The sequence below is a fragment of the Massilia hydrophila genome (assembly GCF_020208145.1).
In the GTDB taxonomy this organism is placed as follows: domain Bacteria; phylum Pseudomonadota; class Gammaproteobacteria; order Burkholderiales; family Burkholderiaceae_D; genus Telluria; species Telluria hydrophila.
In genome coordinates, this window is record NZ_JAHYBX010000004.1 from 233,608 (window position 1) to 255,010 (window position 21,403).

Below are 21,403 nucleotides of genomic sequence, written 5' to 3' on the forward strand. Positions count from 1 at the left end.
AGGAGAAAACATGAAAGTTCGTTTCAATAGCCTGTGCAAGGTGCTGGGCGTCGCCGCCGCGCTGGCCTGCGCTTCGACCGCATCGGCCCAGTCGGCCGGCCAGCTCACCGCCAAGATCGGCGCCAACCAGCTGACCCCGAAGGTCGAGAGCGGCGACATCAGCGCGCCGGCCCTGCCGGGTTCCAAGGCCGACGTCGGCAAGGACACCCAGCCGGTGCTGATCTTCGCCTACGGCCTGACCGACAACATCTCGCTCGAGGCCGCGCTCGGCACGCCGTACAAGCACAAGATCTACGGTGCCGGCGCGATTGCCGGCACCGGCGAGCTGGGTACCGTCCAGGCCCTGCCGCCGACCCTGTTCGTGCAGTACCGCTTCGGCGCGCCGAACGCGCTGTTCCGTCCCTTCGTGGGCATCGGCGCCACCTACGCCTACTTCATGAAGGAACGCGGCTCGGCCAAGATGACGGCCATCACCAATCCGGGCAGCGGCGTGCCGACCACCTTCAGCATCGACAACAAGTTCACCTACACCGGCCAGATCGGCCTGGCGATGAACTTCAACGAGAAGTGGTTCGCCGACGTCACCGTCAACAAGAGCAAGTTGCGCACCGACGTGCAGTTCTCGACCGGCCAGACCCAGCACATGAAGCTGGATCCGGTGGCCGTGGTGCTGGCAGTCGGCTACAAGTTCTAAGCGGGCCTCGCCCTGTCGGAAGGCCCGCCGTGTGCGGGCCTTTTTCTTGGGCGCCTGTCTCCTGGCCTGCGCGGCGAGATGCAGGATCGGGTCCCGCGCAGCGCGCGTGGCGCTGACACGGGATGCAAGCTGGCATTGCGCGCTCAGCGCTGCGCCAGGCGCGACGAGATCACGATGCGTTCGGCAAAGCGCCCATCCGGCGCGTAGCTCATCTGCATGTCGTCGCCGGTTTCGCCGAGGTTGAACTGCATGGTCACGTTGCCGTCGCCTGAGACGAAGCGGTAGGGCGCTACCTGGACCAGGCGCAGCGGTGGCTGGTCGTCGATGACCGTCTCGATGAAGCGGCGGGCGATCCATACACGCATGTACCAGCCGTTCGACATGTCATACGCGCCGGAAATCTTGCGCGCTTGCTGGGGCTTGATCGGTGCGGAAAAGGAGGGTGCCGTCACCTGCACGGAGGAGGCGATGGGGGCGGTATCGGCTGGCGGATAGGGCAGGTTCTGGGCACCGGCTCCGGCGGCGAGCAGCAGCGAGGCGGGGATCAGGAAGACAAGAGGACGCATGATGGCTCCTTCACGAAGCGACAATAGGCCTTCGGAACAGGCGTCGCGCCGGCGGCGCGGTGTCGACCGTTGGGATGCCGCGCTGCGCGCAGCAGGCGGATGCTTCAGTCTAGAGCGGTCTCTGCCCGATACAAGGGATTAGCCCCCGGCATCACGAAACAATCTCAGTTCTCGTAAATACAGGGCGCCTTGAAATGATTCATTTTTCGCCACTGGCGCCGCGTTCTGGATCGTCTTTTTCCATGCCAGCGATCGCGCATGCACTCAGGCCTGGCCGCCCTTGCGGGCCTGGTACCACAGGATGCCGATCAGTTCGTAGAGCGCGTACCAGGAGCGCCGCAGTCCCTCTGCGCTGGGCACCCAGGCATGCAGGCTGCGCGCCTGTCCGCTGAAGAACATGGTCGGTGCATCGACCACCTCGAGCCCGGCGCGCTCGAAGGCGGCGCGCGAACGCGCCATGTGCATGGCATCGGTCACCAGCAGGACCCGCCGCACCCCGTCCGCCCGTAGCAGGGCGGCGCTGTAGGCCGCGTTCTCGGCGGTATCGCGCGAACGCGCTTCGGTCCACCTGACCGGCACGCCGAAATCCTCGCGCAGCGCGCTCGCCATCGCATCGGCCAGCGTATACGGCCGGTCGGCGGGCGCCGGCGTGCCGGCGCTGCCGCCGCTCACCAGGATCGGCAAGCCGGTGCGGCGCTGCAAATGGGCCGCATAGCGCAGGCGCGCCAGGGCGATGTAGTCGGGAATGTCGCGTCCGCCGTATTCCGGCGCATCGCGCAGGCGCCCGGCGGCCAGCACCACGATCGCCCCGGCGCCGGCGCGCTCCGGCGCCAGCAAGGGCGCCGTCATGCGCTCCAGCGGCGTCAGGAACAGGTCCGCCACCGCCGTCATCGACAACAGGGCCAGCAGGACCACGCCGGTGCCGGCCAGGATGCGTCCGGTGCGCGGCCGGCGCCGCCACAGCGCCAGTCCCGCCAGGATCAGCAGGAACAGGCTGGCGGGCGGGAGGATCAGGCTGCGCGGGATGGCGTTAAGCAGGTCGAGCACGGGTGGATTCCTGGGTTGGTTGTTGGTAAGTCGCTAATTGGCAACAGGTGATTCTAGGCCATATTTGCTTTGTATGATTTGCATCAACTCTGAGGGCGCCGCGCTGTGTCGGGATTCACGGTCCGCGGTCGAACTCCTCGAGCAGCCTCCGCAGTTCGCGCAGGTCGGCCGGTGACAGCTTGCCGCGGCGCCCGAAATGCGCCACCAGCGGCGCGATGCGTCCACCGAACAGGCGCTGCACCAGCCTGTCGCTTTCCGCCGTGAGCCAGGTCTCGCGCGCCAGGACGGGGCGGTACAGGCAGTGCCGCCCGTCCTGCAGCACGGCGATGGCGCCTTTCCTGTGCAGGCGGTCGAGCAGGGTCCTGACCGTGGCGCTCTGCCAGTGACGGGTTTCGTACAGTGCGACCACGACCTGCTCGGCCAGCACCGCGGCGGGCGCGCGCCACAGCACTTCCATCACCTGCGACTCGGCGTCGCTGATACTGATTTCTTGCTCGTCCGGCATCGGCAGCCCATGTGCGGTTGTCATCGGCGGGCATGATGGCAAGCGGCGGTGGCAGCGTCAAGCGCCGCCCGATTCGACTTTTCACGCGCCGCGCGCTACCCTGTGCGCGCTTATCGTATGGAGTGCTGGACAGTATGCAGGGCAAGGTCAGGGAATCGAAGGGCGGTCTTCCGCCCTTGCCGGTGCCGGCGGCGACGCTGGAAGAGCAGGCGGCCAGGAAGCTGGCGCAGGAAGAGCGCGACGCGGCGGTGCGCGGGGTGGTCTCGATCGCGGCGATGCGCGAGGCGGTCAAGGCGCAGGCCCGCAGCCTGCCGCCGCTGCGCGGGATTGCTCGCCTGAAGCGGCTGGATGCGCGGGATTTCGCCGCGCGCGCCGCGCTCGGCCAGCCCTTCATCATGCGCGGCCTGGTCGAGCGCTGGCCGCTGTATGGCCTCGGTCCGGAGGCGCTGCGCGAGCGCCACGGCGACCTGCCGGTGCGCGCCCGGGTCGGCGACTACATCCGCCAGCCGTTCCGGGCCGACCGCCCGATGCGCGACATGCTGCTGCGCGACTACCTGGACCTGGAACCCGGCCGCATCCACGGCGCCGGCGACCCGCCGCCCTACGTCGGCAACATGGAGCTGCGCGAGCTGAACCGCCTGTGCCACTGGCCCGCCTACTTCCGCAAGATGGGGCCGCCCCGCTTCTGGCTGGGGCCGGTCGGCACGATGACGCCGCTGCACTGCGACTTCGACGACAACATCTTCGCCCAGGTCTGGGGCCGCAAGCGCATCTTCCTGGCGCCGCCGCACCACGACGCCTGCCTGTATGCGCGCGAAGCCAACCCGGTGCTGTTCGGTTCTCCCTTCGACCCCGAAGCGCCCGATTTCGACGCCTATCCGCTGGCGCGCCAGGCGTCCACGGTATCTTGCGTCGTCGAACCGGGCGACATGCTGTACGTGCCGGCCGGCTGGTTCCACCAGGTGCGCGCGCTGGCGTTTTCGCTGTCGTCCAACCGCTGGGCGCGCGGCATGCCGCTGGCGCTGGCGCCGGAGCAGGCTGCCAGGCTGCGCCGGGCCTAGTGCGCGCTGCGCGCGTACTGCGTGAAGTGCTCGGCGCTGAGCGCGTGCTGGTACAGGAATCCCTGGTAGATGAAGCAGCCGGCGTCCGACAGGAACTGGCGCTGGCCCGGCGTCTCGACCCCTTCCGCGATCACCTGCAGGCCAAGGCTGTCGCCCAGGGCGATGATCGAGCGCACGATCGAGGCGTCGTTCTGGTCGGTGAGCACGTCGCGCATGAAGGACTGGTCGATCTTGAGCTGGTCCAGCGGTAGCTTGCGCAGGTAGGCCAGCGACGAATAGCCGGTGCCGAAGTCGTCCAGCGAGAAGCTGATGCCGCGCTGCTTGAGCAGGGCCATGGTGCGCGCGGTCTGGGTGAAGTCGCTCACCACCAGGCTTTCGGTCAGCTCGAGCTTCAGGCTGGCCGGCTGCACGCCGGTCTCTTCGAAGATCCCCTGCAGCATCGGCACGAAATCCGCTTCCGTGAACTGGTTGGCGCTGACATTGACCGACAGCGTCAGCCCGGCCATGTCGGGATGGCGCTGCCAGTGCGCCAGTTCGGCGCAGGCGGTGCGCAGCACCCAGCGCCCGATCTCGATGATCAGGCCGCTCTCTTCGGCAGCCCCGATGAATTCCGCCGGATACAGCAGGCGCCCGTCCGGCAGGCGCCAGCGCAGCAGCGCTTCGGCGCCGATCACGCGGCTGCTGCGGTCCAGCTGCGGCTGGTAATGCAGGACGAATTCGCCGTGACGCAGCGCGCGCCGCATCGCCCCTTCCAGCTCGGCGCGCGCGGTCCACGCGGCCTGCACCGCAGGATCGTGGAAGCGGTAGGTGTTGCGTCCGCAGGCCTTGGCCTGGTACATGGCGGCGTCCGCCTGGCGCAGCGTCGATTCGACCGTATCCACCGTGCCGCACAGCGTGGTCACGCCGACGCTGACCGAGACCGTGTACATCACCTCGGCCAGCTGGAAGGGCGCGGCCATTGCCGCCACCACCTTGGCGGCCACCGTCTCGGCCTGGGCCGCCGCGCCTTCGCGCGTGTCCTCTACCGGCTGGATCAGGATCACGAATTCGTCGCCGCCCAGGCGCGCCACCATGTCCGCTTCGCGCACGCAGTGCTCGAGGCGGCGCGCCACCGCCTGCAGCAGCATGTCGCCGGCGGCATGGCCCTGCGAGTCGTTCAGGTACTTGAAGTTGTCGAGGTCGCAGAACATCAGGGCGCCGCACTTGCGGCTGCGCGCGCTGCCCAGCAGGGCGCGGCGCAGGTGGTCGAGCAGGCTGGCGCGGTTCGGCAGGTCGGTGAGGGCATCGAAGAAGGCGAGGCGGTAGATCTTGGCTTCGTTGTGCTTGCGCTCGCTGATGTCGGTGCCGATCACGAGGATCTTGCGCGGCATGCCCGTTTCGCGGTCGGCGGCCAGCAGGGTCCAGCGGGTGTCGGTCTCGACGCAGACACCGTCGCGGCGCAGGTGCGACAGTTCGCCGCTCCACTCGCCATTGGCCAGCGTGCTTTCCCAGGCGGCCTGGTAGGCTGGCGGATCGCCGCACAGGAGGTCGGAAAACTTCTTGCCGCGCACCTCGGCCGCGCTCCAGCCGTACAAGCGTTCGGCACCATTGTTCCAGTAGCTGATGCGGGAATCCATCTCGATCGCGATGATGGCGTCGCGTGCCTGCTGCAGGTAGGAAGCCTGTTCGCGCACCAGCAGGGTGGCGTCGTGCAGGGGGGTATAGTCGAACAGGAAGCCTTCCAGGATCCGGCCCTTGGCCTGCGGCAGCGCGGCGCCCTGTTCGAAGACCCATTTCAGGCTGCCGTCGGCGCAGCGGATGCGATAGGTCATCTGGAAGGATTTCCCCCTGGCAAGCGCCTGGGCGATGCGGCGCCGGACCCCAGCCCGGTCTTCCGGCAGGATCAGGTCGGCGAAAGGAATGCCATGCTGCGCCATGAACGCGGAGGCGGGATAGCCGGTAAGGCGCTCGATGCCGGCGCTGACGAATTCCAGTACCCACTGGTCGTCATTGCGGCAGCGGTAGGCGGCGCCAGGCAGGTTCTGGAGCAGCAGTTCGAGCGACAGCGTCTGCGCGTCGGCGACATGCGCGTCGGCGACATGCGCGTCGGCGACATGCGCGTACGTGCTGTCATACGGGTGCGTTCCGTCCGGAACGCTCAGCGGACCTCTCGACATGGTATGGAACCGAAGACCTTCGTGCGAAGTTATCACTTATCGTAACGCAAAAACGATGTGTATTGACGTCGCTCGATTGAAATCTGAAAAGATTGTGATATGGGCGGAAACACCGGCCTCAGCTCCAGGTTTCCCGTAGCAGATCGCGGAACAAATCCGACAGCAGCGGTTCGGCATCCGCCTGCGCTGCAGGTTGGAGCTGCAGTGTCTCCAGCCGCGCCAGCTCGGTCACGATGAAGCGCTGGATGGCCGGTACCTGGGGCGCCAGGCCCAGCTCCGGTGACACGCGTTTGGCGGCAAGCAGCGTGTCGATGGCGGCGCGCAGTCCGGTGTCCTGCTCGACCAGGGGCAGCAGTTGTCCGAACGCGATCGGGGCGGGGGTGCGGTATTCCAGCAGCCAGCGTACCGCGAGCAAGGGCCGCAGGACGTAGAAATATTTCTTGAGAGGAACTCGTTCCTGTTGCAGGTAGCCCCGGAAATTGGTCTTCGCCATGCTGCGATAGTGGTGCACGCCGCGTTCGACCGAATAGATGGGTGGGGAGCAGAGCGCGCGCGCGGGCGGCGAAGCTGCCGCTTGTCTCGTACACCAGCGGCGACTGCAGCCATTCGACGAAGCCGGGATTGGAACGCCGGAACAGGCGCAGCGCCTTGCGCAGGTCCCAGCCATTGATATCCATCTCGTCGACGATCGGGTATTCGATCACATCGCGCTGCTCTTCGAGGCCGACCGAAAGATACCATTCGGGCCGGTTCACGTAGATGAAGCGCGCATCGTAGTCGCTGTCGGGCGAAGCAAAGCCCCACGCGCGGCTGCCGGACTCCACCGCGAGCAAGACCTTGACCTGATGCCCGGACTCGGCCCGGCGCAGGCGGCGCCGGATCTCGTCCTGCTTGTCGGCCGCGATCATGTCGCTCTCCAGGCAGGAAGCCCGTACCGCGACCGGTACGGGCACCGCATCAGAACGCCGCGATGCCGGTCTGGGCACGGCCCAGGATCAGCGCGTGGATGTCGTGCGTGCCTTCGTAGGTGTTGACCACCTCGAGGTTGACCATGTGGCGCACGATGCCGAACTCGTCCGAAATACCGTTACCGCCCAGCATGTCGCGTGCGGTACGGGCGATGTCCAGCGACTTGCCGCAGGAATTGCGCTTCATGATCGAGGTGATCTCGACCGCGGCCGTGCCTTCGTCCTTCATCCGGCCCAGGCGCAGGCAGCCCTGCAGGCCGAGGGTGATCTCGGTCTGCATGTCGGCCAGCTTCTTCTGCACCAGCTGGTTGGCCGCGAGCGGCTTGCCGAACTGCTTGCGGTCCAGCACGTACTGGCGCGCGGTGTGCCAGCAATCCTCGGCCGCGCCCAGCGCGCCCCAGGCGATGCCGTAGCGCGCCGAGTTCAGGCAGGTGAACGGACCCTTCAGGCCGCGCACGTCCGGGAAGGCATTCTCTTCCGGGCAGAACACCTCGTCCATGACGATCTCGCCGGTGACCGAGGCGCGCAGGCCGAACTTGCCGTGGATCGCCGGGGCGGACAGGCCCTTCCAGCCCTTTTCCAGCACGAAGCCGCGGATCGCGCCTTCGTCGTCCTTGGCCCAGACCACGAACACGTCGGCGACCGGCGAATTGGTGATCCACATCTTGCTGCCGGTGAGCGAATAGCCGCCCTCGACCTTGCGCGCGCGGGTGACCATCGAGCCCGGGTCGGAACCGTGGTTCGGCTCGGTCAGGCCGAAGCAGCCGATCCATTCGCCGGTGGCCAGTTTCGGCAGGTATTTCTGCTTGGTCTCTTCATTGCCGAATTCATGGATCGGCACCATCACCAGCGAGGACTGCACGCTCATCATCGAGCGGTAGCCGGAATCGACGCGCTCGACTTCGCGCGCGATCAGGCCATAGGCGACGTAGTTCAGGCCCGGGCCGCCGTACTGTTCCGGAATGGTCGGGCCGAGCAGGCCGAGTTCGCCCATCTCGCGGAAGATCGACGTGTCCATGCGCTCGTGGCGGAAGGCTTCGAGGATGCGCGGCTTGAGCTTGTCCTGGCAGTAGCTGGCGGCGGCGTCGCGCACCATGCGTTCTTCGTCGGTGAGCTGCTGGTCCAGCAGCAGCGGGTCGTCCCAGTGGAAGGCGGCTTTACGGGGCGAAGCGGAATGGCTCATGGATCTTCCTGTCTCGATGGTTTTTCTCACAAGAGGCGCGCACCCGTCCCTGGGCGACGCCATAGCCTGACCATTATAGGAATGCGGCGGCGCGGCATCTTTTGAATCTGCGACAGGCATTTTCATTTTTGGCCGGATAACGGCAGGCGGCAAGTCCTAGCCCGCGCAGGCTTATCCGGTCTGGCCGAACCGTCCGCCATGGAACAGCAGCGCCGGTTGCGGATGCACCGCGCACTGCTCGACCTCGCCCACGAAGATGACGTGGTCGCCCTCCGGATAGCGGCTGCGGTTGTGGCATTCGAACCAGGCCGCAACGCCTTTCAGGATCGGCTGGCCGGTGCGCGACAGTGCGTAGTCGACGCCTTCGAAGGGATTGTCGTTGCGGCGCGAGAAGCGCAGCGCGAGCTCTTCCTGGCCGGCGCCCAGCACATTGATCACATAGTGGGAATTGCCGCTGAAGATGGGCAGGCTGTTGGCCCCGGCGCCCAGGCTCCACAGGACGAGCGGAGGCTCGAGCGAGACCGAGTTGAAGGAGCTGGCGGTCAGCCCGCGAAAGGAACCGTCGGCAAGGCGCGTGGTGATGACGGTGACACCGGTGGCGAACTGCGACAGCGCGTGGCGGAAATGCGCCGAATCGAAACCGCGCGTCGTGGCGCGGGGAGCACGTGTATTCATTGGACCGCCATTATGCCATTGTCGGGGCCTTGACCGGTTTCGCTCCTGCGCGCCTGCATGAAAGCCTGCTTTGCGTTACATTAAGAACTATCAAAACTGACGATAGCAAGGTGTGCGATGAGCGAGCAATCAGCAACCGAGATCGCGATCCTGGGTGGCGGGTGTTTCTGGTGCCTGGAGGCGGTCTACCTGGAGGCGCGCGGCGTGACGCGGGTCGAATCGGGCTACATGGGTGGACACGTGGCCGATCCAAGCTATGAACAGGTGTGTTCCGGCACCACCGGCCACGCCGAAGTGGTGCGGGTGGAGTTCGATCCGGCCGTGATCAGCTACCGCGACATCCTCGAGGTCTTCTTCACCATCCACGACCCGACCACGCTCGATCGCCAGGGCAACGACGTCGGTCCGCAGTACCGCTCGGTCATCTTCACCACCTCGCCGGAGCAGGAAGAGACCGCGCGCAAGGTGATCGCCGAGATGGCCTCGGTATGGGACGCGCCCATCGTTACCCAGCTGCTGCCGCAGGAAACCTGGTACAAGGCCGAGGACTACCACCAGAATTATTTCGCGCAGCATCCCCTGCAGGGCTACTGCGCCTTCGTGGTGGCGCCCAAGGTGGCCAAGTTCCGCAAGACCTTCAGCGAGCGCCTGAAGTAGCGTGTTGCGCAAGCGCGCGTCTCACGGGTACATGTAGCTGCGCGACCACGGCAGCTGCTCCACGTCTTCGTCGGCCTTCCCGCACACGATCTGGTACAGGCTGATCCGCCCGTGTGCGAACGCATAGGCGCAGCCGGCCAGGTACACGTGCCAGATGCGGAAGCGCTTCTCGTCGGTGAGCGTGCGGATGTGCGCGGCCTGGCTTTCGAAATTCTCGGTCCAGATCGCACAGGTCCTGGCGTAATGGCGGCGCAGGTTTTCCACGTCGCGCACTTCCAGCCCCCCTTCCTGCATGGCGCGCACCACGGTGGACAGGTGGGCCAGCTCGCCGTGCGGGAACACGTAGCGGTCGATGAACTCGCCGCCGCCGTAGGGCGTAGCGCGGTTGTCCACGTTGGTGGTCGTGATGCCGTGGTTCATCACGATGCCGCCCGGTGCCAGCAGCCGGTTAACGCGTGAAAAATACTCAGGCAGATGCTGCACGCCGACGTGCTCGAACATGCCGACGCTGGTAATGCGCTCGAACTGCCCTTCGAGGTCGCGGTAGTCCTGCAGGCGGATCTCGATCTGCTCCTGCAGGCCGGCGCGCGCGACCCGTTCGCGCGCCAGCGCGGCCTGGTTTTCCGACAGGGTGATGCCGACGCAGCGCGCGCCGAAGTGCCGGGCCGCGCGCAGCACCAGCGCGCCCCAGCCGCAACCGATGTCGAGCAGGGTCTGGCCTGGCCGCAGGTCGATCTTGCGCAGGATGTGGTCGATCTTCTTCTGCTGGGCCGTGGCCAGGTCCTCGGTGCCGTCCTCGAAGTAGGCGCAGGAATACACCATGCCCGGGTCGAGCCAGGCGGCATAGAAGTCGTTGGAGACGTCGTAGTGGTAGCGGATCGCCTCCGCGTCGCTCTCGCGCGTGTGCGGGGTGGCGCGGCGCAGCATCTCCCCCAGGCGGCTGGAGCCCTTGTCCAGGCTCGCCGCCAGGGTGTTGCCAATGCTGATGATGTCGGCGGCCCGGCCCTTGATGTCGATGTCGCCTTCGACGTAGGCGCGCCCCAGGTTGTACAAGGAAGGAGAGCGTAGGTAGCGCAGGGCCGAGCGCCCCGGGACGCGGATGGTGACCCGCGGCGGCTCCGCCGAGAATTCCAGCTTGCGGCCATCCCACAGCTCCACCCGCAAGGGCAGGGATGGCATCCCGCGCAATCCTGCGCTCCAGGCCGACAGCAGCATCTGCTCGAACACGTTCACCTCCGGCGTCAAGGGCCGGCTTGCCGCGCGCCTGGTGGGCTATGCGGCGCCGGCGTCAGGGTTGCAGGCGCAGGCGCGTCCAGCTGCCGTCTTCCTGCCGCTCGTAGACGATGCGGTCGTGGAAGCGGGAGCGGCGCCCCTGCCAGAACTCCAGGCGGTCGGGCACGAGACGGAAGCCGCCCCAGTTGTCCGGCCGCGCTGGATCTTCTCCGGCCTGCCGCGCGACGTCCTCGTAATGCTGTTCCAGTTCGGCGCGGCTGCCGATCGGAGCGCTTTGCTGCGAGGCGATGGCCGACAGCCGGCTCTTGAGCGGCCGGCTGCGGAAATAGCGGTCGCTTTCCTCGCTCGACGTGCGCTCCACACGTCCTTCGATGCGAACTTGCCGTTCAAGTTCGCTCCAGAAAAACAACAGGGCGGCATACGGCCTGTCGTCCAGCTCATGGCCCTTGCGGCTGTCGTAGTTGGTGTACCAGGTGAAGCCGCGCTCGTCGAACTGCTTGACCAGCACGATGCGCGAGCTGGGGCGGCCATTGGCGCCCACGGTGGCCACCGACATCGCATTCGGTTCGTTCACCTCGGCCTTCAGGGCCTGCTCGAACCATTGCGTGAACTGGAGCATCGGGTCGTCCATCGCATCGGTCTCGTTCAGGCTGGCCTGGCCGTAGTCCTTGCGCAGGTCGGCCACGGCCTGACCGATCGCGGGCGCAGCCACGGTGGCGGTGGTGGCGCCGATCCCGCGCCGGCGCTGCATGGCCGCGCCCATCTGTGCCATCTGTTCCGGGCCGAACAGGCGCAGGGCCATCGGCGCCAGCGTGCTTTCCTCGCGCTCCATGTGCGCCGCATAGCGCTGGATGAAGCGCTGCACGGCGCTGGCCGACAGCGTCGCCGCCGTGCCCTCGGCAATCGCCGTCAGCTGTTCGTGCAGGTCCTGCCACAGCGCGTCCATGTCCTTGTGATCCTGCAGGATCACCGGCGCCAGCGCCTGCAGCGTGGCCGCGTCCTCGCCCTGGGCCAGGGCGCGCAGCATGGGGATCAGGTCCTGTTCCTCGTCCTCGTGGTGCAGGTGGGCCGCTTGCTCGAAATACTTCAGGACCGCGGCCGCCGCCTGGCGTGCCTGCTCGTCGGCGCCGAATTCCGGCAGGTGGGCAAGCAGCTTGTCGAGCGTGGCCAGTTGCTTGCGGATGCGTCCGTGGCAATGCTTGAGGACGGCGATCGGCTGGCCGAAATCGGGGGCGGGGTCGGGAAGAAGTGAAGTCATTGGCGTTTGTGGACACGCGAGCGGAATTTGATTGACGAGAAGCTATTTTAGTGCAGTTGCGAAACGATCGTCCGCTAAAATGGCGGAATGAACCTGAACGATACCCCATCCTTTGCCAGCACCCTGGACGACGAAGTCGACTTCGCGCGCCGCTTCGGCGGGATCGCGCGCCTCTACGGCGAGCGTGCGCTCGAACGCTTCCGTGCGGCGCACGTTTGCGTCATCGGCGTCGGCGGCGTCGGCTCCTGGATCGTCGAGGCCCTGGCGCGCAGCGCCGTCGGCCAGCTCACCCTGATCGACCTCGACAACGTGGCCGAATCGAACATCAACCGCCAGCTGCAGGCGCTCAGCTCGACCATCGGCATGCCGAAGATCGCCGCGCTGAAGGAGCGCATCGCGCTGATCAACCCGTTCTGCCGCGTCAACCTGGTCGAGGATTTCATCGACCCGGAGAATCTCGAGAGCATGATCGCCGGTAAAGGTTTCGACTATGTGGTCGATGCCATCGACGGCGTCAAGTCGAAGGCGGCGCTGATCGCTTATTGCAGCGCCAGCAAGCTGCCGCTGGTGGTGATCGGCGGCGCCGGCGGCCAGACCGATCCGACGAAGATCGAGGTGCGCGACCTGGCCCGTACCGAACAGGAGCCGCTGCTGAAAAAGGTGCGCAAGATCCTGCGCGCCCAGTACGGCTTCGCCAAGGGCGAGAAAAACAAGTACCACATCGACGCCGTGTTCTCGATGGAACCGCTGCGCTATCCGGATGCGGGCGACGCCTGCGCCGTGGAGCCGGCCAGCGTCACGGGCCTGAACTGCGCGGGCTTCGGCTCGAGCATGGTGGTCACCGCCACCTTCGGCATGGTCGCGGCCGGCCACCTGCTGCGCAAGCTGGCCGATGCGGCCGACGCCGAGGCCAGGACGGTAGCGGCCGAGCCTGTTGCTCATCTGCAAACTGTGCAAGCGGAAGCGGCCTTGCTATCATAGGATCAGTTATTTGATCACCTTGATGGAAGAAACCACATGATCCGTCGTACCGCATTCGCCGCCCTGGTGCTGGCCGCAGCACCGCTGTCCTGCGCGCTGGCCAGCGCCACCGCGCAGGACAGCGCCGCCCAGCAGCAGGACGCATCCAAGCCCACCAGCCAGCCCGCGCCCGAGCAGCAGAACGTGCCCCAGGCCACCCAGCCGCAGGCCGCTCCCCAGGCCGCGCCCGGCGTGCAGGTCGCGCCCGCGCCCCAGGTCGAGATCATCGACCGCGTGGTCGGCAAGGGCCGCGAAGCCACGCCCGGCAATACCGTGTTCGTGCACTACACCGGCTGGTTGCACAAGCCGCTCGCGCCGAAGCAGCGCGGCAAGAAATTCGATTCCTCGCTCGACCGCGGCGAACCGCTCGAGTTCCAGCTGGGCGCCGGCCGTGTCATCAAGGGCTGGGAGCAGGGCGTGGCGGGCATGAAGGTGGGCGGCAAGCGCACCCTGGTCATCCCGAGCGCGCTCGGCTACGGCCCGCGTGGCGCCGGCGGCATGATCCCGCCCGACGCCGACCTGATCTTCGACGTGGAACTGGTCAACGTTAAGTAAGGTCAAGTAAGGTCAAGTAAGGTCAGGTAAGTCCAATCCAGCATCACTCGGGAGCCCGGCATGCGTATCGCCAACGACGTGACTGAACTCATCGGCAACACACCGCTCGTGCGGATCCGCAGGCTGGGCCGGGGTGCCGGCGCCGAGATCCTCGGCAAGCTCGAATTCCACAATCCGGCGCACAGTGTCAAGGACCGCATCGGCCTGGCCATGATCGAGGCCGCCGAGCGGGCCGGGCTGATCCAGCCCGATACCGTCATCGTCGAACCTACCAGCGGCAATACCGGCATCGCGCTGGCGATGGTGTGCGCCGCGCGCGGCTACCGCTGCAAGCTGGTGATGCCCGACACCATGAGCAACGAGCGGCGCATGCTGCTGCGCGCCTACGGCGCGGAACTCGTGCTCACGCCGGGCAGCGAAGGCATGCTGGGCGCGATCCGTCGTGCCGAGGAGCTGGTGGCAGCCGATCCGCGCTGCTTCATGCCGCAGCAGTTCAACAATCCGGCCAACCCGGAAGTCCACCGCAACACCACCGCCGAGGAAATCTGGCGCGATACCGAGGGCCGGGTCGACATCCTGGTGGCCGGGGTCGGCACCGGCGGCACCATCACCGGCGTGAGCGAAGTCATCAAGGCGCGCAAGCCGGGCTTCCAGGCCATCGCGGTGGAACCGGAAGCCTCGCCCATGCTCTCCAAGGGAAGCAAGGGACCGCATCCGATCCAGGGCATCGGGGCCGGCTTCGTGCCGGCGGTACTCAACACCGGCATCTACGACGAAGTCATCGCCGTCAAGAACGAGGATGCCTTCGAGACCGCGCGCGCGGCGGCCCGCGAGGAAGGACTGCTGGTCGGGATATCGTCCGGCGCCGCCCTGTGGGCGGCGGTGCAGGTGGCGCAGCGGCCGGAGAACGCCGGCAGGATGATCGTGACCATCATTCCTTCGTTCGGCGAGCGCTACCTCAGCACGGCCCTGTACGCCAAGCTCGGCGGCTAAACCTGTAAGAAATTGCCAGTAATCAATATTGGCGCCACCGATGCTCCTATGCTCTCACGGGTGGCGACCAAGCGCGGCTAGCCGGGACCTGCCCGGCGGCGCGTAGCGAACGAGGACCGGCCCCGGCGCCGGCATGGCCGCCCCACCTTTCCCGTGGAGCGCCCCATGATCGACATTCCTCGCAAGGCCGGCCGGCAAGGCGGCTTTACCCTGATCGAGCTGGTTTCCGTCATCGTCATCCTCGGCATCCTGGCCGCCACGGTCCTGCCGCGCTATGCCAGACTGGCCGGCGATGCCCGCGCCGAACACCTGCGCGCGGCCAGGAGCGCGCTGGCCTCGACGGCGTCCCTGGTGCGGGCCAGGGCCATGATCGACAACACTATGTCGACGGGCACGCTGCTGCTCGAAGGCCGTGGCGTGTACGTCCAGCATGGCTATCCGGCCGCGGGCAACATCGTGGAAGCGCGCGCCTTCGCCGCCGCCGCCGGCCTCGGCACGGGCCTGGGCCAGAACGACGACTACCGCATCAGCTTTGAACATGGCGGCCTGACGGTCGCGCCCAACAAGGTCAGCGCTGCCAATCGGGCGGCCTGCGCCATCACCTACATCGGGGCCGCCGGCCCGAGCCAGCCACCGGTGCATGTGGAGCACACCCGCGACGGCAGCTTCGCGTGCGATTGAGGCGCGGCGCCGGTGCGGCGCGGCGCTAATGCGCGTGGGCGTGGTCATGCGCATGGCCATGACCGTGGCCATGCCCGAGCGCGCAGTCGTGGTGGGTGCTGCCTTCCTCGACCTGCAGCGTGCAATGGTGGATTCCAAAGTCGTGGCGCAGCGCCGCCACCATCTCGTCCAGCGCGTGGTCGCCCGGATAGCCGTCCGGCATGACCACGTGGGCCGTCAGCGCGTTCTCGTTCGTGCTCATGGCCCAGATGTGCAGGTCGTGCACGTCCTTCACGCCCGGCCTGCCCGCCAGGTAGCCGCGTACCGCGTCCACGTCCACGCCGGGCGGCACCGCCGCCATCGACAACTGCACCGACTCGCGCAGCAGCGACCAGGTGCCGAACACGATCACCGCCACGATCGCCAGGCTCACCGCCGGGTCGATCCAGGTCAAGCCGGTGCCCATGATGACCAGGCCGGAGACCACCACCCCCAGCGACAGCGCGGCGTCGGCCGCCATGTGCAGGTAGGCGCCGCGCAGGTTCAGGTCGCCCTTGCTGCCGGCCATGAACAGCCAGGCCGAGAAGCCGTTCACCAGCACGCCCACCCCCGCCACCACCGATACCGTCAATCCTTGTACCGGGGCCGGTTCGGCGAAGCGCTGCACCGCTTCCCAGGCGATGGCGCCGCAGGCCGCCATCAGCAGCAGGCCGTTGCCCAGCGCCGCCAGGATCGAGGAGCCGCGCAGGCCATAGGTGTAGCGGTGCGTCGGCGCGCTCTTGCTCAGCACCGCCGCGCCCCAAGCCAGCACCAGGCCCAGCACGTCGGACAGGTTGTGGCCGGCGTCCGCCATCAGGGCGGTGGAATGGGCGATGAAGCCGTAGGTGAACTCGATCGCCACGAACAGGGCGTTCAGGCCGATCGCCAGCGCGAAGGCGCGTTCGTGCCCGGCCGGGTCGGGCATGGGGTGATGGTGGCCGGCACCATGGTGTCCGTGGCCGTGGTGGTGATCGTGGTTCATGCGTCGATTCCGTGGGCTGGTTCGGCGATGTGCTCGAACATGTTGGCAAGCAGGCTGCTGATGTGGGCATCGGCGGCCGAATAGAACACCTGCTTGCCCTGGCGCTCGGCCTTGACGATGCGGGCAGCGCGCAGCAGGCGCAGGTGGTGGCTGACGAGGGAACTGGACAGGTCGAGCGAGGCGGCGATGTCGCCCACCGCAGTCGGCTGCGCCAGGCAGGCCAGCACGATGCGCAGGCGCGTGGGGTCGCCGAGCAGGTGGAACAGGTCGGCCAGTTCGTCGATCACGCCGGGAGCGTGGCTGGAGTCGGGTAGGCTAGTCATATCAAACAAATGAAGATTTGTTCATATGTTATGCCATTCCATCGCGCGCCGCAAGCGTGGCCTGCCTGCGGCAGCGGGAGACAGGCTGCGGCGGCCGCGCAGCCTGCAAGGCCCGGCTACTTCGCCTTGCGCGACGACCAGTGCACGTGCACGATCACCCAGGCATCGCCTTTCTTCTCCAGGACAGCCGTCCCGGTGCCGAAAACGTGGACTGGCGTGCCCCGGGAAGTGCCGGTCGTCTCGCTCTCTTCCCATACGATGGCCGTGTTGCCGTCGATGCGCTCGGTCTGCGTCAGGACCTTCCGGGTCGAGTTCCTGGCAAACTCCATGTCGCCGCCGAGGTGGTGGCTGGCATACTCGTCGCGCGAGCGTTCAACATAGCCGGCTTCGTAGATCGCCACCTCCGGAGACAGGAGCGCCAGCGCTTTCGCCTTGTCGCCGCTGGTGAGTGCCGCATGGAAGGCCTCCAGCGTTTCCTTGGGCGAGGCGGCGAAGCCGCTGGCGTGGACGCCGAAGAGCGCGGTGGCGAGGAGGGATGCTGCCGCTGGTTTCTTGAACATGGATGCTCCTGGGATGCTTGTCGTTGTTGTCCGGTCCGCCATCGGTGGCGGGGGAGGAAGGCGGCCGCAGTGATCTGGCGCCTTACTGCGCCTTCTGCAGCTGCACGATGGTCACCGCACCATCCACGCGGTCGGCTGCGAACCGGATCTTGTCGCCGACCTGGACTTGCTCGAGCATCGCCGCATCCTTCACGCGCAGGACCATGGTCATCGCGGCCATGTTGAGGTTCCTGATTTCGCCGTGGCGCACGGTGATCTTGCCAGCGTCCTTGTCGATCTTCCTGACTTCGCCATCGGTCAGCTCTGCGGCCGCAGCCGTCTCGTGGCCGGCCGCGGCGCCCTGGCCTGCATGGGCGTCCTGTGCAAATGCGGCAGGGCTTGCGGCGGCCATCAGGATCGCCAGGCCAAGTGTCAACAATGCGTTCATGGTGTTTCCTTTCCTTGAGTCGGTTCAGTGGTAGTGCTTGCCAATGCTGGCCCGGCCAAATGCCTGCGCGGGCCTTTCATGCCTGTCAGTGATGGCCTTGGTGCCCCTTGGGCTTGCGCACCGTGACTTCGACCTCCGTCTGCCTTGCTGCCGGCATGGACTGGCCGCCCGCCGCCTGGTGGCGCGTCGCCGCAGGCGGCGCGCCCTTCCATTCATAGGCAAGCGTCCCGGCCGGGTGCCGGTACCAGCCCGGATCCGTGTAGTCCCCCGCTTTCTGGTCCTTGCGCACCTTCAGCACCGTGAACATACCACCCATTTCCACGCCGCCGAACGGGCCCTGGCCCGTCATCATCGGCAGCGTGTTTTCCGGCAGCGGCATTTCCATGTCGCCCATCGAACCGCCTTTTTCGCCCATGACCATGTAGTCCGGCACCAGCCTGGTGATCTTTTCGGCCACGCCGCGGTGGTCGACGCCGATCAGGGTCGGCACGTCATGGCCCATGGCGTTCATGGTGTGGTGTGACTTATGGCAGTGGAAGGCCCAGTCGCCCGGTTCATCGGCGATGAACTCGATGGCGCGCATCTGGCCCACGGCGACGTCGGTCGTCACTTCGGGCCAGCGCGACTCCGGGCGGGTCCAGCCGCCGTCGGTGCCCGTGACCTCGAACTCGTGCCCGTGCAGGTGGATCGGGTGATTCGTCATCGTCAGGTTGCCGACCCGGATGCGTACCCGGTCGTTCTGGCGCACGTTCATGGTGTCGATGCCCGGGAATGCGCGGCTGTTGAAGGTCCAGAGATTAAAGTCCAGCATCTCGTTGACGCGCGGTGTGTAGCTGCCGGGCTCGATGTCGTAGGCGTTCAGCAGGAACACGAAATCGCGGTCGACGCGGTGGTGGGCCGGATTCTTCGGGTGCGTGACCCAGAAGCCCATCATGCCCATCGCCATCTGGACCATCTCGTCCGCGTGCGGGTGGTACATGAAGGTACCCGGACGGCGGGCGACGAACTCATACACGAAGGTCTTGCCCGGCTGGATCCCCGGCTGGGTCAGGCCGGTGACGCCGTCCATGCCGTTGGGCAGGCGCTGGCCATGCCAGTGGATGCTGGTGTGCTCCGGCAGCCTGTTGGTGACGAAGATGCGCACGCGGTCGCCCTCGACCACCTCGATGGTCGGCCCCGGGCTCTGGCCGTTATACCCCCACAGGTTCGCCTTCATGCCGGGCGCAATCTCGCGCACCACCGGTTCGGCGATCAGGTGGAACTCCTTGACGCCATTGTTCATGCGCCAGGGCAGGGACCAGCCATTGAGCGTGACGACCGGATGGTAGGGACGGCCATTCGGCGGCGCCGGCGGCGGCTGGGTTGCCGCGCTGGTCATGGTGGGCGCTTCGGGCAGGGTGGCCGCGCCGGCACGGCTCACCAGGCCGGCGCCGACCAGTGCGGCCGCGCCAGTGAAGAAATCTCGACGAGAAGACATTGCTGGTTTCCTTGTTTAATGTGCTGGCGCCGCAGCGTCAGTGCTTGCGCCGCCGGCCATGCCGGACGCGACGCCTACGGCGCCGCCGCCACCCGTGCCGTTGATGGCGGCCTGCAGATCGGTGTCGGCAAGCCAGTAGTCGCGCTGCGCCTCGATCGCCGCATTCACCCCGTTGATCTGCGCGCGCGCGTCCGCCAGCAGTTCGAACACGCTCATCAGCATGCCGTTGTAGCGCAGCAGGGTCTCTTCCGAGATCTTCTTGCGCAGCGGGACGATCTCGTCGCGGTAATGCTTCGCCACGTCGTAACTGGTGCGGTAGGCGGAATAGGCTTCGCGCACCTGGGACCTGGCCGAAATGGCGGTATCGGCGGTGCGGTGGACCGACTGCATGTAGAGCGCCTCGGCTTTCGCGACGCGGGCGCCACCCCAGTCGAACAAGGGCAGGGCCAGCTCGACTTCGTAGCCGTTCTCGCGTGGCTGGCCGGTCTTGCTCGCGTTGACGTAGCCGGCTTCGAGCACGTTGACGAAGCCGGTGGCCTGCGATAGCCCGAGCGCGCGCGCCGTCGCCTGGGTGCGCAGCTTCGCCAGCTGGACGTCCAGCCGCTGCTGCATCGCCAGCGCTTCGATATTGCCGGGTTCGCGCGGCGTGTCCGGGAGATCGGGAAGCCGGTCCGGCAGCCGGAACGCGGTCTGCGCGCCCCATACGCCCATCAGCCTGGCCAAGCGTTCGCGTGCTGCCGTCGCGTTGTGGCGCGCACGCGCGAGCTGCGCGGTGGCCTCGGCGGAGAACACCTGCTCGCGCGCCTGGTCGAGGGCGCTCAGGTTGCCCACCCTGGCCATGCGCGCGGCCAGTTCGGCGCTGGCCTGCGCGGCCTCGCGCACCTGCTCGGCGTAGCGGGCCGACTGCGCGGCCGCGACCGCGTTGAACCAGGCCTTGCGGGTGTCCGATGCCGTGCGCACCGCTTCGGTGGCGGCAACGAGCTTCGCGCCGTCGAAGCGGCGTCCTTCGATGTCCCGGCGCAGCGGGATCGTCACCAGTCCGACCAGGTCGAACATGACGCTGCGTTCGATCTCCGTTTCCCCGCTACCGCCCATGCGGCCAAAGCTGAAGGACGGATTCGCCATGCGGCCGGCCTGCACCAGGTCGGCTTCGGCGACGCCCAGTTCGGCCAGCGAAGCGCGCAGGCCGCGGTTGTTGAGCAGGGCGACGCGCACGGCATGATCGGCGGTGAGCGTTTGCTTCAGCAGCGCGTCCAGTTCCGCCTGCGCCTCGGCGTGCGTACTGGTGCCGCGCGGCAGGCGGATGTCCTGGCCAATGCGTTCGGTGGTCATCGACGACACGGCGTCGAGGCCTCCGTCACTGGAGAAGGTGGCGCAACCGCCGAGCGTGAGGGCCAGGGCGCCGGTCACGACAGCGCGCAGGACTGGATGTTGTTGTGTTGTTCTCATCGGCTTCGGCTCAGTGGTGCTGGTGTTGATGCCTGGACGGGGTGGCCGGCGCGGGTGCCGGTGCGGGGGCGGGGGCGTGCGTGGGAGCGGCGTGGCCGCCATGACCGGCCTGGCCCGCCTGGCCTGCAAGGGCGTCATTGGCCGCGCGCCAGGTCTTGTCGGGCGTCTGCTTGCTGCTCGCGGGCGGGACGTGGCCGGTCAGCACCGATGCATACACGGTCGCAGGTACGGCAATGGATGGGTCGGCCGGATCGGGCGTCGTGGGGAGCTGCTGGGCCTGGGCGCCAGGCGCAGCAGCGGACAGGGCGGCAAGAGCCGCCCACAGCGTGCGTTTCATCGTTCAATCCTCGAAATCGGTCATGCGGTGCCGTGGCACCAAAGTCCAGGGCGCATCGGTGCCGCGGCTGGGTGCCGGCACGAACGCCTGGTCGATTGAGCGGATCAGGGCCGTGGAGGCCGTTGGGGGCTGTCGGGAATGAAACCGGCGACCAGGTCGGAGGGCGAGACAAGGACCGCCTCCGATCCAGCGAGGCTGGGAACGGCGAGCGGCGAAGAGGGAGGCGCAAGGGCGCCGATACAGAATGCCGAGCATGCGCTGCACGAGGAGTGCGACATTTTTCCCGTCCCGGCACCGGCAGAACCGCCGTCCGCTGCCGGGTCGGCGGTATCCGTGGCGAGCATGCCGTGATGCGCATGCGGATCAGCGTCGGCGGCGCCAGCGTGCGGCGCGTGGTCGGTCATCTGGACTGCGCCGGCATGGTGCGGAACCGGTGCGCAAGACATGTTGACGGACGCAGCCGCCGCGTGCAGCGGAAGTGCGGCCATCAGGACCCATACCAGCAATGTCGTGAGCAGACGGTTCATAGGTGCGGCGAGTATAGCATGACAGTTTTCGCGTAGTGACAGCCCGGTTTC

At 67.1% G+C, this 21,403-nt stretch carries 24 protein-coding genes and 1 pseudogene; 7 read left to right on the plus strand and 18 right to left on the minus strand.

Annotated features, from left to right (window positions below):
• Window positions 1-10: 10 nt before the first annotated feature.
• Window positions 11-694, plus strand: coding sequence for an OmpW/AlkL family protein (locus LE190_RS12980; RefSeq protein ID WP_225239094.1), 684 nt, complete (start codon window positions 11-13; stop codon window positions 692-694).
• Between the two features lie 143 nt (window positions 695-837).
• On the opposite strand, the gene LE190_RS12985 is transcribed toward LE190_RS12980, so the two are convergent.
• From LE190_RS12985 to LE190_RS12995, 3 genes are all read right to left on the minus strand, one after another.
• Entirely contained in the window at window positions 838-1,260 is a 423-nt protein-coding gene (locus LE190_RS12985; RefSeq protein ID WP_225239095.1) for a hypothetical protein, read from the minus strand.
• A gap of 264 nt (window positions 1,261-1,524) precedes the next feature.
• Entirely contained in the window at window positions 1,525-2,307 is a 783-nt protein-coding gene (locus LE190_RS12990; RefSeq protein ID WP_225239096.1) for a YdcF family protein, read from the minus strand.
• A 115-nt stretch (window positions 2,308-2,422) separates the two neighbouring features.
• The gene (locus LE190_RS12995) at window positions 2,423-2,836 is read right to left on the minus strand and encodes a BlaI/MecI/CopY family transcriptional regulator (protein ID WP_225239097.1); all 414 of its coding nucleotides are present in this window, start codon (window positions 2,834-2,836) and stop codon (window positions 2,423-2,425) included.
• Between the two features lie 110 nt (window positions 2,837-2,946).
• Between LE190_RS12995 and LE190_RS13000 the strand changes: the two genes are divergently transcribed.
• Window positions 2,947-3,873 carry a cupin-like domain-containing protein gene (locus LE190_RS13000; RefSeq protein WP_225239098.1) on the plus strand — a complete coding sequence of 309 codons (927 nt, stop codon included), beginning with the start codon at window positions 2,947-2,949 and terminating at the stop codon, window positions 3,871-3,873.
• On the opposite strand, the gene LE190_RS13005 is transcribed toward LE190_RS13000, so the two are convergent.
• From LE190_RS13005 to LE190_RS13020, 5 genes and pseudogenes are all read right to left on the minus strand, one after another.
• On the minus strand, window positions 3,870-6,029 hold the full coding sequence (locus LE190_RS13005) for a putative bifunctional diguanylate cyclase/phosphodiesterase (protein ID WP_225239099.1): 2,160 nt from the start codon (window positions 6,027-6,029) through the stop codon (window positions 3,870-3,872). The two genes, LE190_RS13000 and LE190_RS13005, sit on opposite strands and share 4 nt — an antisense overlap.
• Window positions 6,030-6,147: 118 nt before the next feature.
• On the minus strand, window positions 6,148-6,540 hold the full coding sequence (locus LE190_RS22145) for a nucleotidyltransferase domain-containing protein (RefSeq protein ID WP_439847488.1): 393 nt from the start codon (window positions 6,538-6,540) through the stop codon (window positions 6,148-6,150).
• A 76-nt stretch (window positions 6,541-6,616) separates the two neighbouring features.
• Window positions 6,617-6,937 (minus strand): annotated as a pseudogene (locus tag LE190_RS22150) (nucleotidyltransferase domain-containing protein); the annotation flags it as partial.
• Between the two features lie 49 nt (window positions 6,938-6,986).
• Complete coding sequence (locus tag LE190_RS13015) at window positions 6,987-8,180, minus strand: acyl-CoA dehydrogenase (RefSeq protein WP_225239100.1); 1,194 nt, start codon at window positions 8,178-8,180, stop codon at window positions 6,987-6,989.
• A 171-nt stretch (window positions 8,181-8,351) separates the two neighbouring features.
• Window positions 8,352-8,855 carry a flavin reductase family protein gene (locus LE190_RS13020; RefSeq protein ID WP_225239101.1) on the minus strand — a complete coding sequence of 168 codons (504 nt, stop codon included), beginning with the start codon at window positions 8,853-8,855 and terminating at the stop codon, window positions 8,352-8,354.
• Window positions 8,856-8,972: 117 nt separating this feature from the next.
• Between LE190_RS13020 and msrA the strand changes: the two genes are divergently transcribed.
• Entirely contained in the window at window positions 8,973-9,512 is a 540-nt protein-coding gene (gene msrA / locus LE190_RS13025) for a peptide-methionine (S)-S-oxide reductase MsrA (protein ID WP_225239102.1), read from the plus strand.
• Between the two features lie 21 nt (window positions 9,513-9,533).
• Here the strand turns inward: msrA and LE190_RS13030 are convergent, their stop codons facing one another.
• On the minus strand, window positions 9,534-10,739 hold the full coding sequence (locus LE190_RS13030) for a class I SAM-dependent methyltransferase (RefSeq protein ID WP_225239103.1): 1,206 nt from the start codon (window positions 10,737-10,739) through the stop codon (window positions 9,534-9,536).
• A 61-nt stretch (window positions 10,740-10,800) separates the two neighbouring features.
• Window positions 10,801-12,003, minus strand: a complete 1,203-nt coding sequence (pdxH, locus tag LE190_RS13035) for a pyridoxamine 5'-phosphate oxidase (RefSeq protein ID WP_225239104.1) — start codon at window positions 12,001-12,003, stop codon at window positions 10,801-10,803.
• Between the two features lie 87 nt (window positions 12,004-12,090).
• Between pdxH and tcdA the strand changes: the two genes are divergently transcribed.
• The 4 genes from tcdA (at window position 12,091) to LE190_RS21920 (ending at window position 15,252) form a co-directional block, all read left to right on the plus strand.
• Window positions 12,091-12,984: a tRNA cyclic N6-threonylcarbamoyladenosine(37) synthase TcdA gene (gene tcdA, locus LE190_RS13040; RefSeq protein WP_225239105.1), complete on the plus strand. Its 894-nt coding sequence runs from the start codon at window positions 12,091-12,093 to the stop codon at window positions 12,982-12,984.
• 36 nt (window positions 12,985-13,020) lie between these two features.
• Window positions 13,021-13,578 (plus strand): FKBP-type peptidyl-prolyl cis-trans isomerase, encoded by a 558-nt coding sequence (locus LE190_RS13045; protein ID WP_225239106.1) that lies wholly within the window; start codon window positions 13,021-13,023, stop codon window positions 13,576-13,578.
• 60 nt (window positions 13,579-13,638) lie between these two features.
• Window positions 13,639-14,571: a cysteine synthase A gene (cysK, locus tag LE190_RS13050; protein WP_225239107.1), complete on the plus strand. Its 933-nt coding sequence runs from the start codon at window positions 13,639-13,641 to the stop codon at window positions 14,569-14,571.
• A 165-nt stretch (window positions 14,572-14,736) separates the two neighbouring features.
• The gene (locus tag LE190_RS21920; protein ID WP_307734703.1) at window positions 14,737-15,252 is read left to right on the plus strand and encodes a pilus assembly FimT family protein; all 516 of its coding nucleotides are present in this window, start codon (window positions 14,737-14,739) and stop codon (window positions 15,250-15,252) included.
• 25 nt (window positions 15,253-15,277) lie between these two features.
• Here LE190_RS21920 and LE190_RS13060 read toward each other — a convergent pair whose 3' ends face one another.
• The 8 genes from LE190_RS13060 to LE190_RS13095 form a co-directional block, all read right to left on the minus strand.
• On the minus strand, window positions 15,278-16,252 hold the full coding sequence (locus LE190_RS13060; protein WP_225239108.1) for a cation diffusion facilitator family transporter: 975 nt from the start codon (window positions 16,250-16,252) through the stop codon (window positions 15,278-15,280).
• A complete protein-coding gene (locus tag LE190_RS13065; RefSeq protein WP_225239109.1) occupies window positions 16,249-16,575 on the minus strand; it encodes an ArsR/SmtB family transcription factor in 327 nt (108 codons plus the stop codon). The genes LE190_RS13060 and LE190_RS13065 overlap by 4 nt, the downstream gene beginning before the upstream one ends.
• Before the next feature lie 116 nt (window positions 16,576-16,691).
• Window positions 16,692-17,135 (minus strand): YybH family protein, encoded by a 444-nt coding sequence (locus LE190_RS13070; RefSeq protein WP_225239110.1) that lies wholly within the window; start codon window positions 17,133-17,135, stop codon window positions 16,692-16,694.
• A gap of 82 nt (window positions 17,136-17,217) precedes the next feature.
• Entirely contained in the window at window positions 17,218-17,562 is a 345-nt protein-coding gene (locus tag LE190_RS13075; protein ID WP_225239111.1) for a copper-binding protein, read from the minus strand.
• An 85-nt stretch (window positions 17,563-17,647) separates the two neighbouring features.
• The gene (locus tag LE190_RS13080) at window positions 17,648-19,039 is read right to left on the minus strand and encodes a multicopper oxidase family protein (RefSeq protein WP_225239112.1); all 1,392 of its coding nucleotides are present in this window, start codon (window positions 19,037-19,039) and stop codon (window positions 17,648-17,650) included.
• A gap of 15 nt (window positions 19,040-19,054) precedes the next feature.
• The gene (locus tag LE190_RS13085; protein WP_225239113.1) at window positions 19,055-20,488 is read right to left on the minus strand and encodes a TolC family protein; all 1,434 of its coding nucleotides are present in this window, start codon (window positions 20,486-20,488) and stop codon (window positions 19,055-19,057) included.
• Window positions 20,489-20,498: 10 nt separating this feature from the next.
• Window positions 20,499-20,825 carry a hypothetical protein gene (locus tag LE190_RS13090; protein ID WP_225239114.1) on the minus strand — a complete coding sequence of 109 codons (327 nt, stop codon included), beginning with the start codon at window positions 20,823-20,825 and terminating at the stop codon, window positions 20,499-20,501.
• Between the two features lie 104 nt (window positions 20,826-20,929).
• Window positions 20,930-21,352 carry a hypothetical protein gene (locus tag LE190_RS13095; protein WP_225239115.1) on the minus strand — a complete coding sequence of 141 codons (423 nt, stop codon included), beginning with the start codon at window positions 21,350-21,352 and terminating at the stop codon, window positions 20,930-20,932.
• Window positions 21,353-21,403 lie beyond the last annotated feature (51 nt).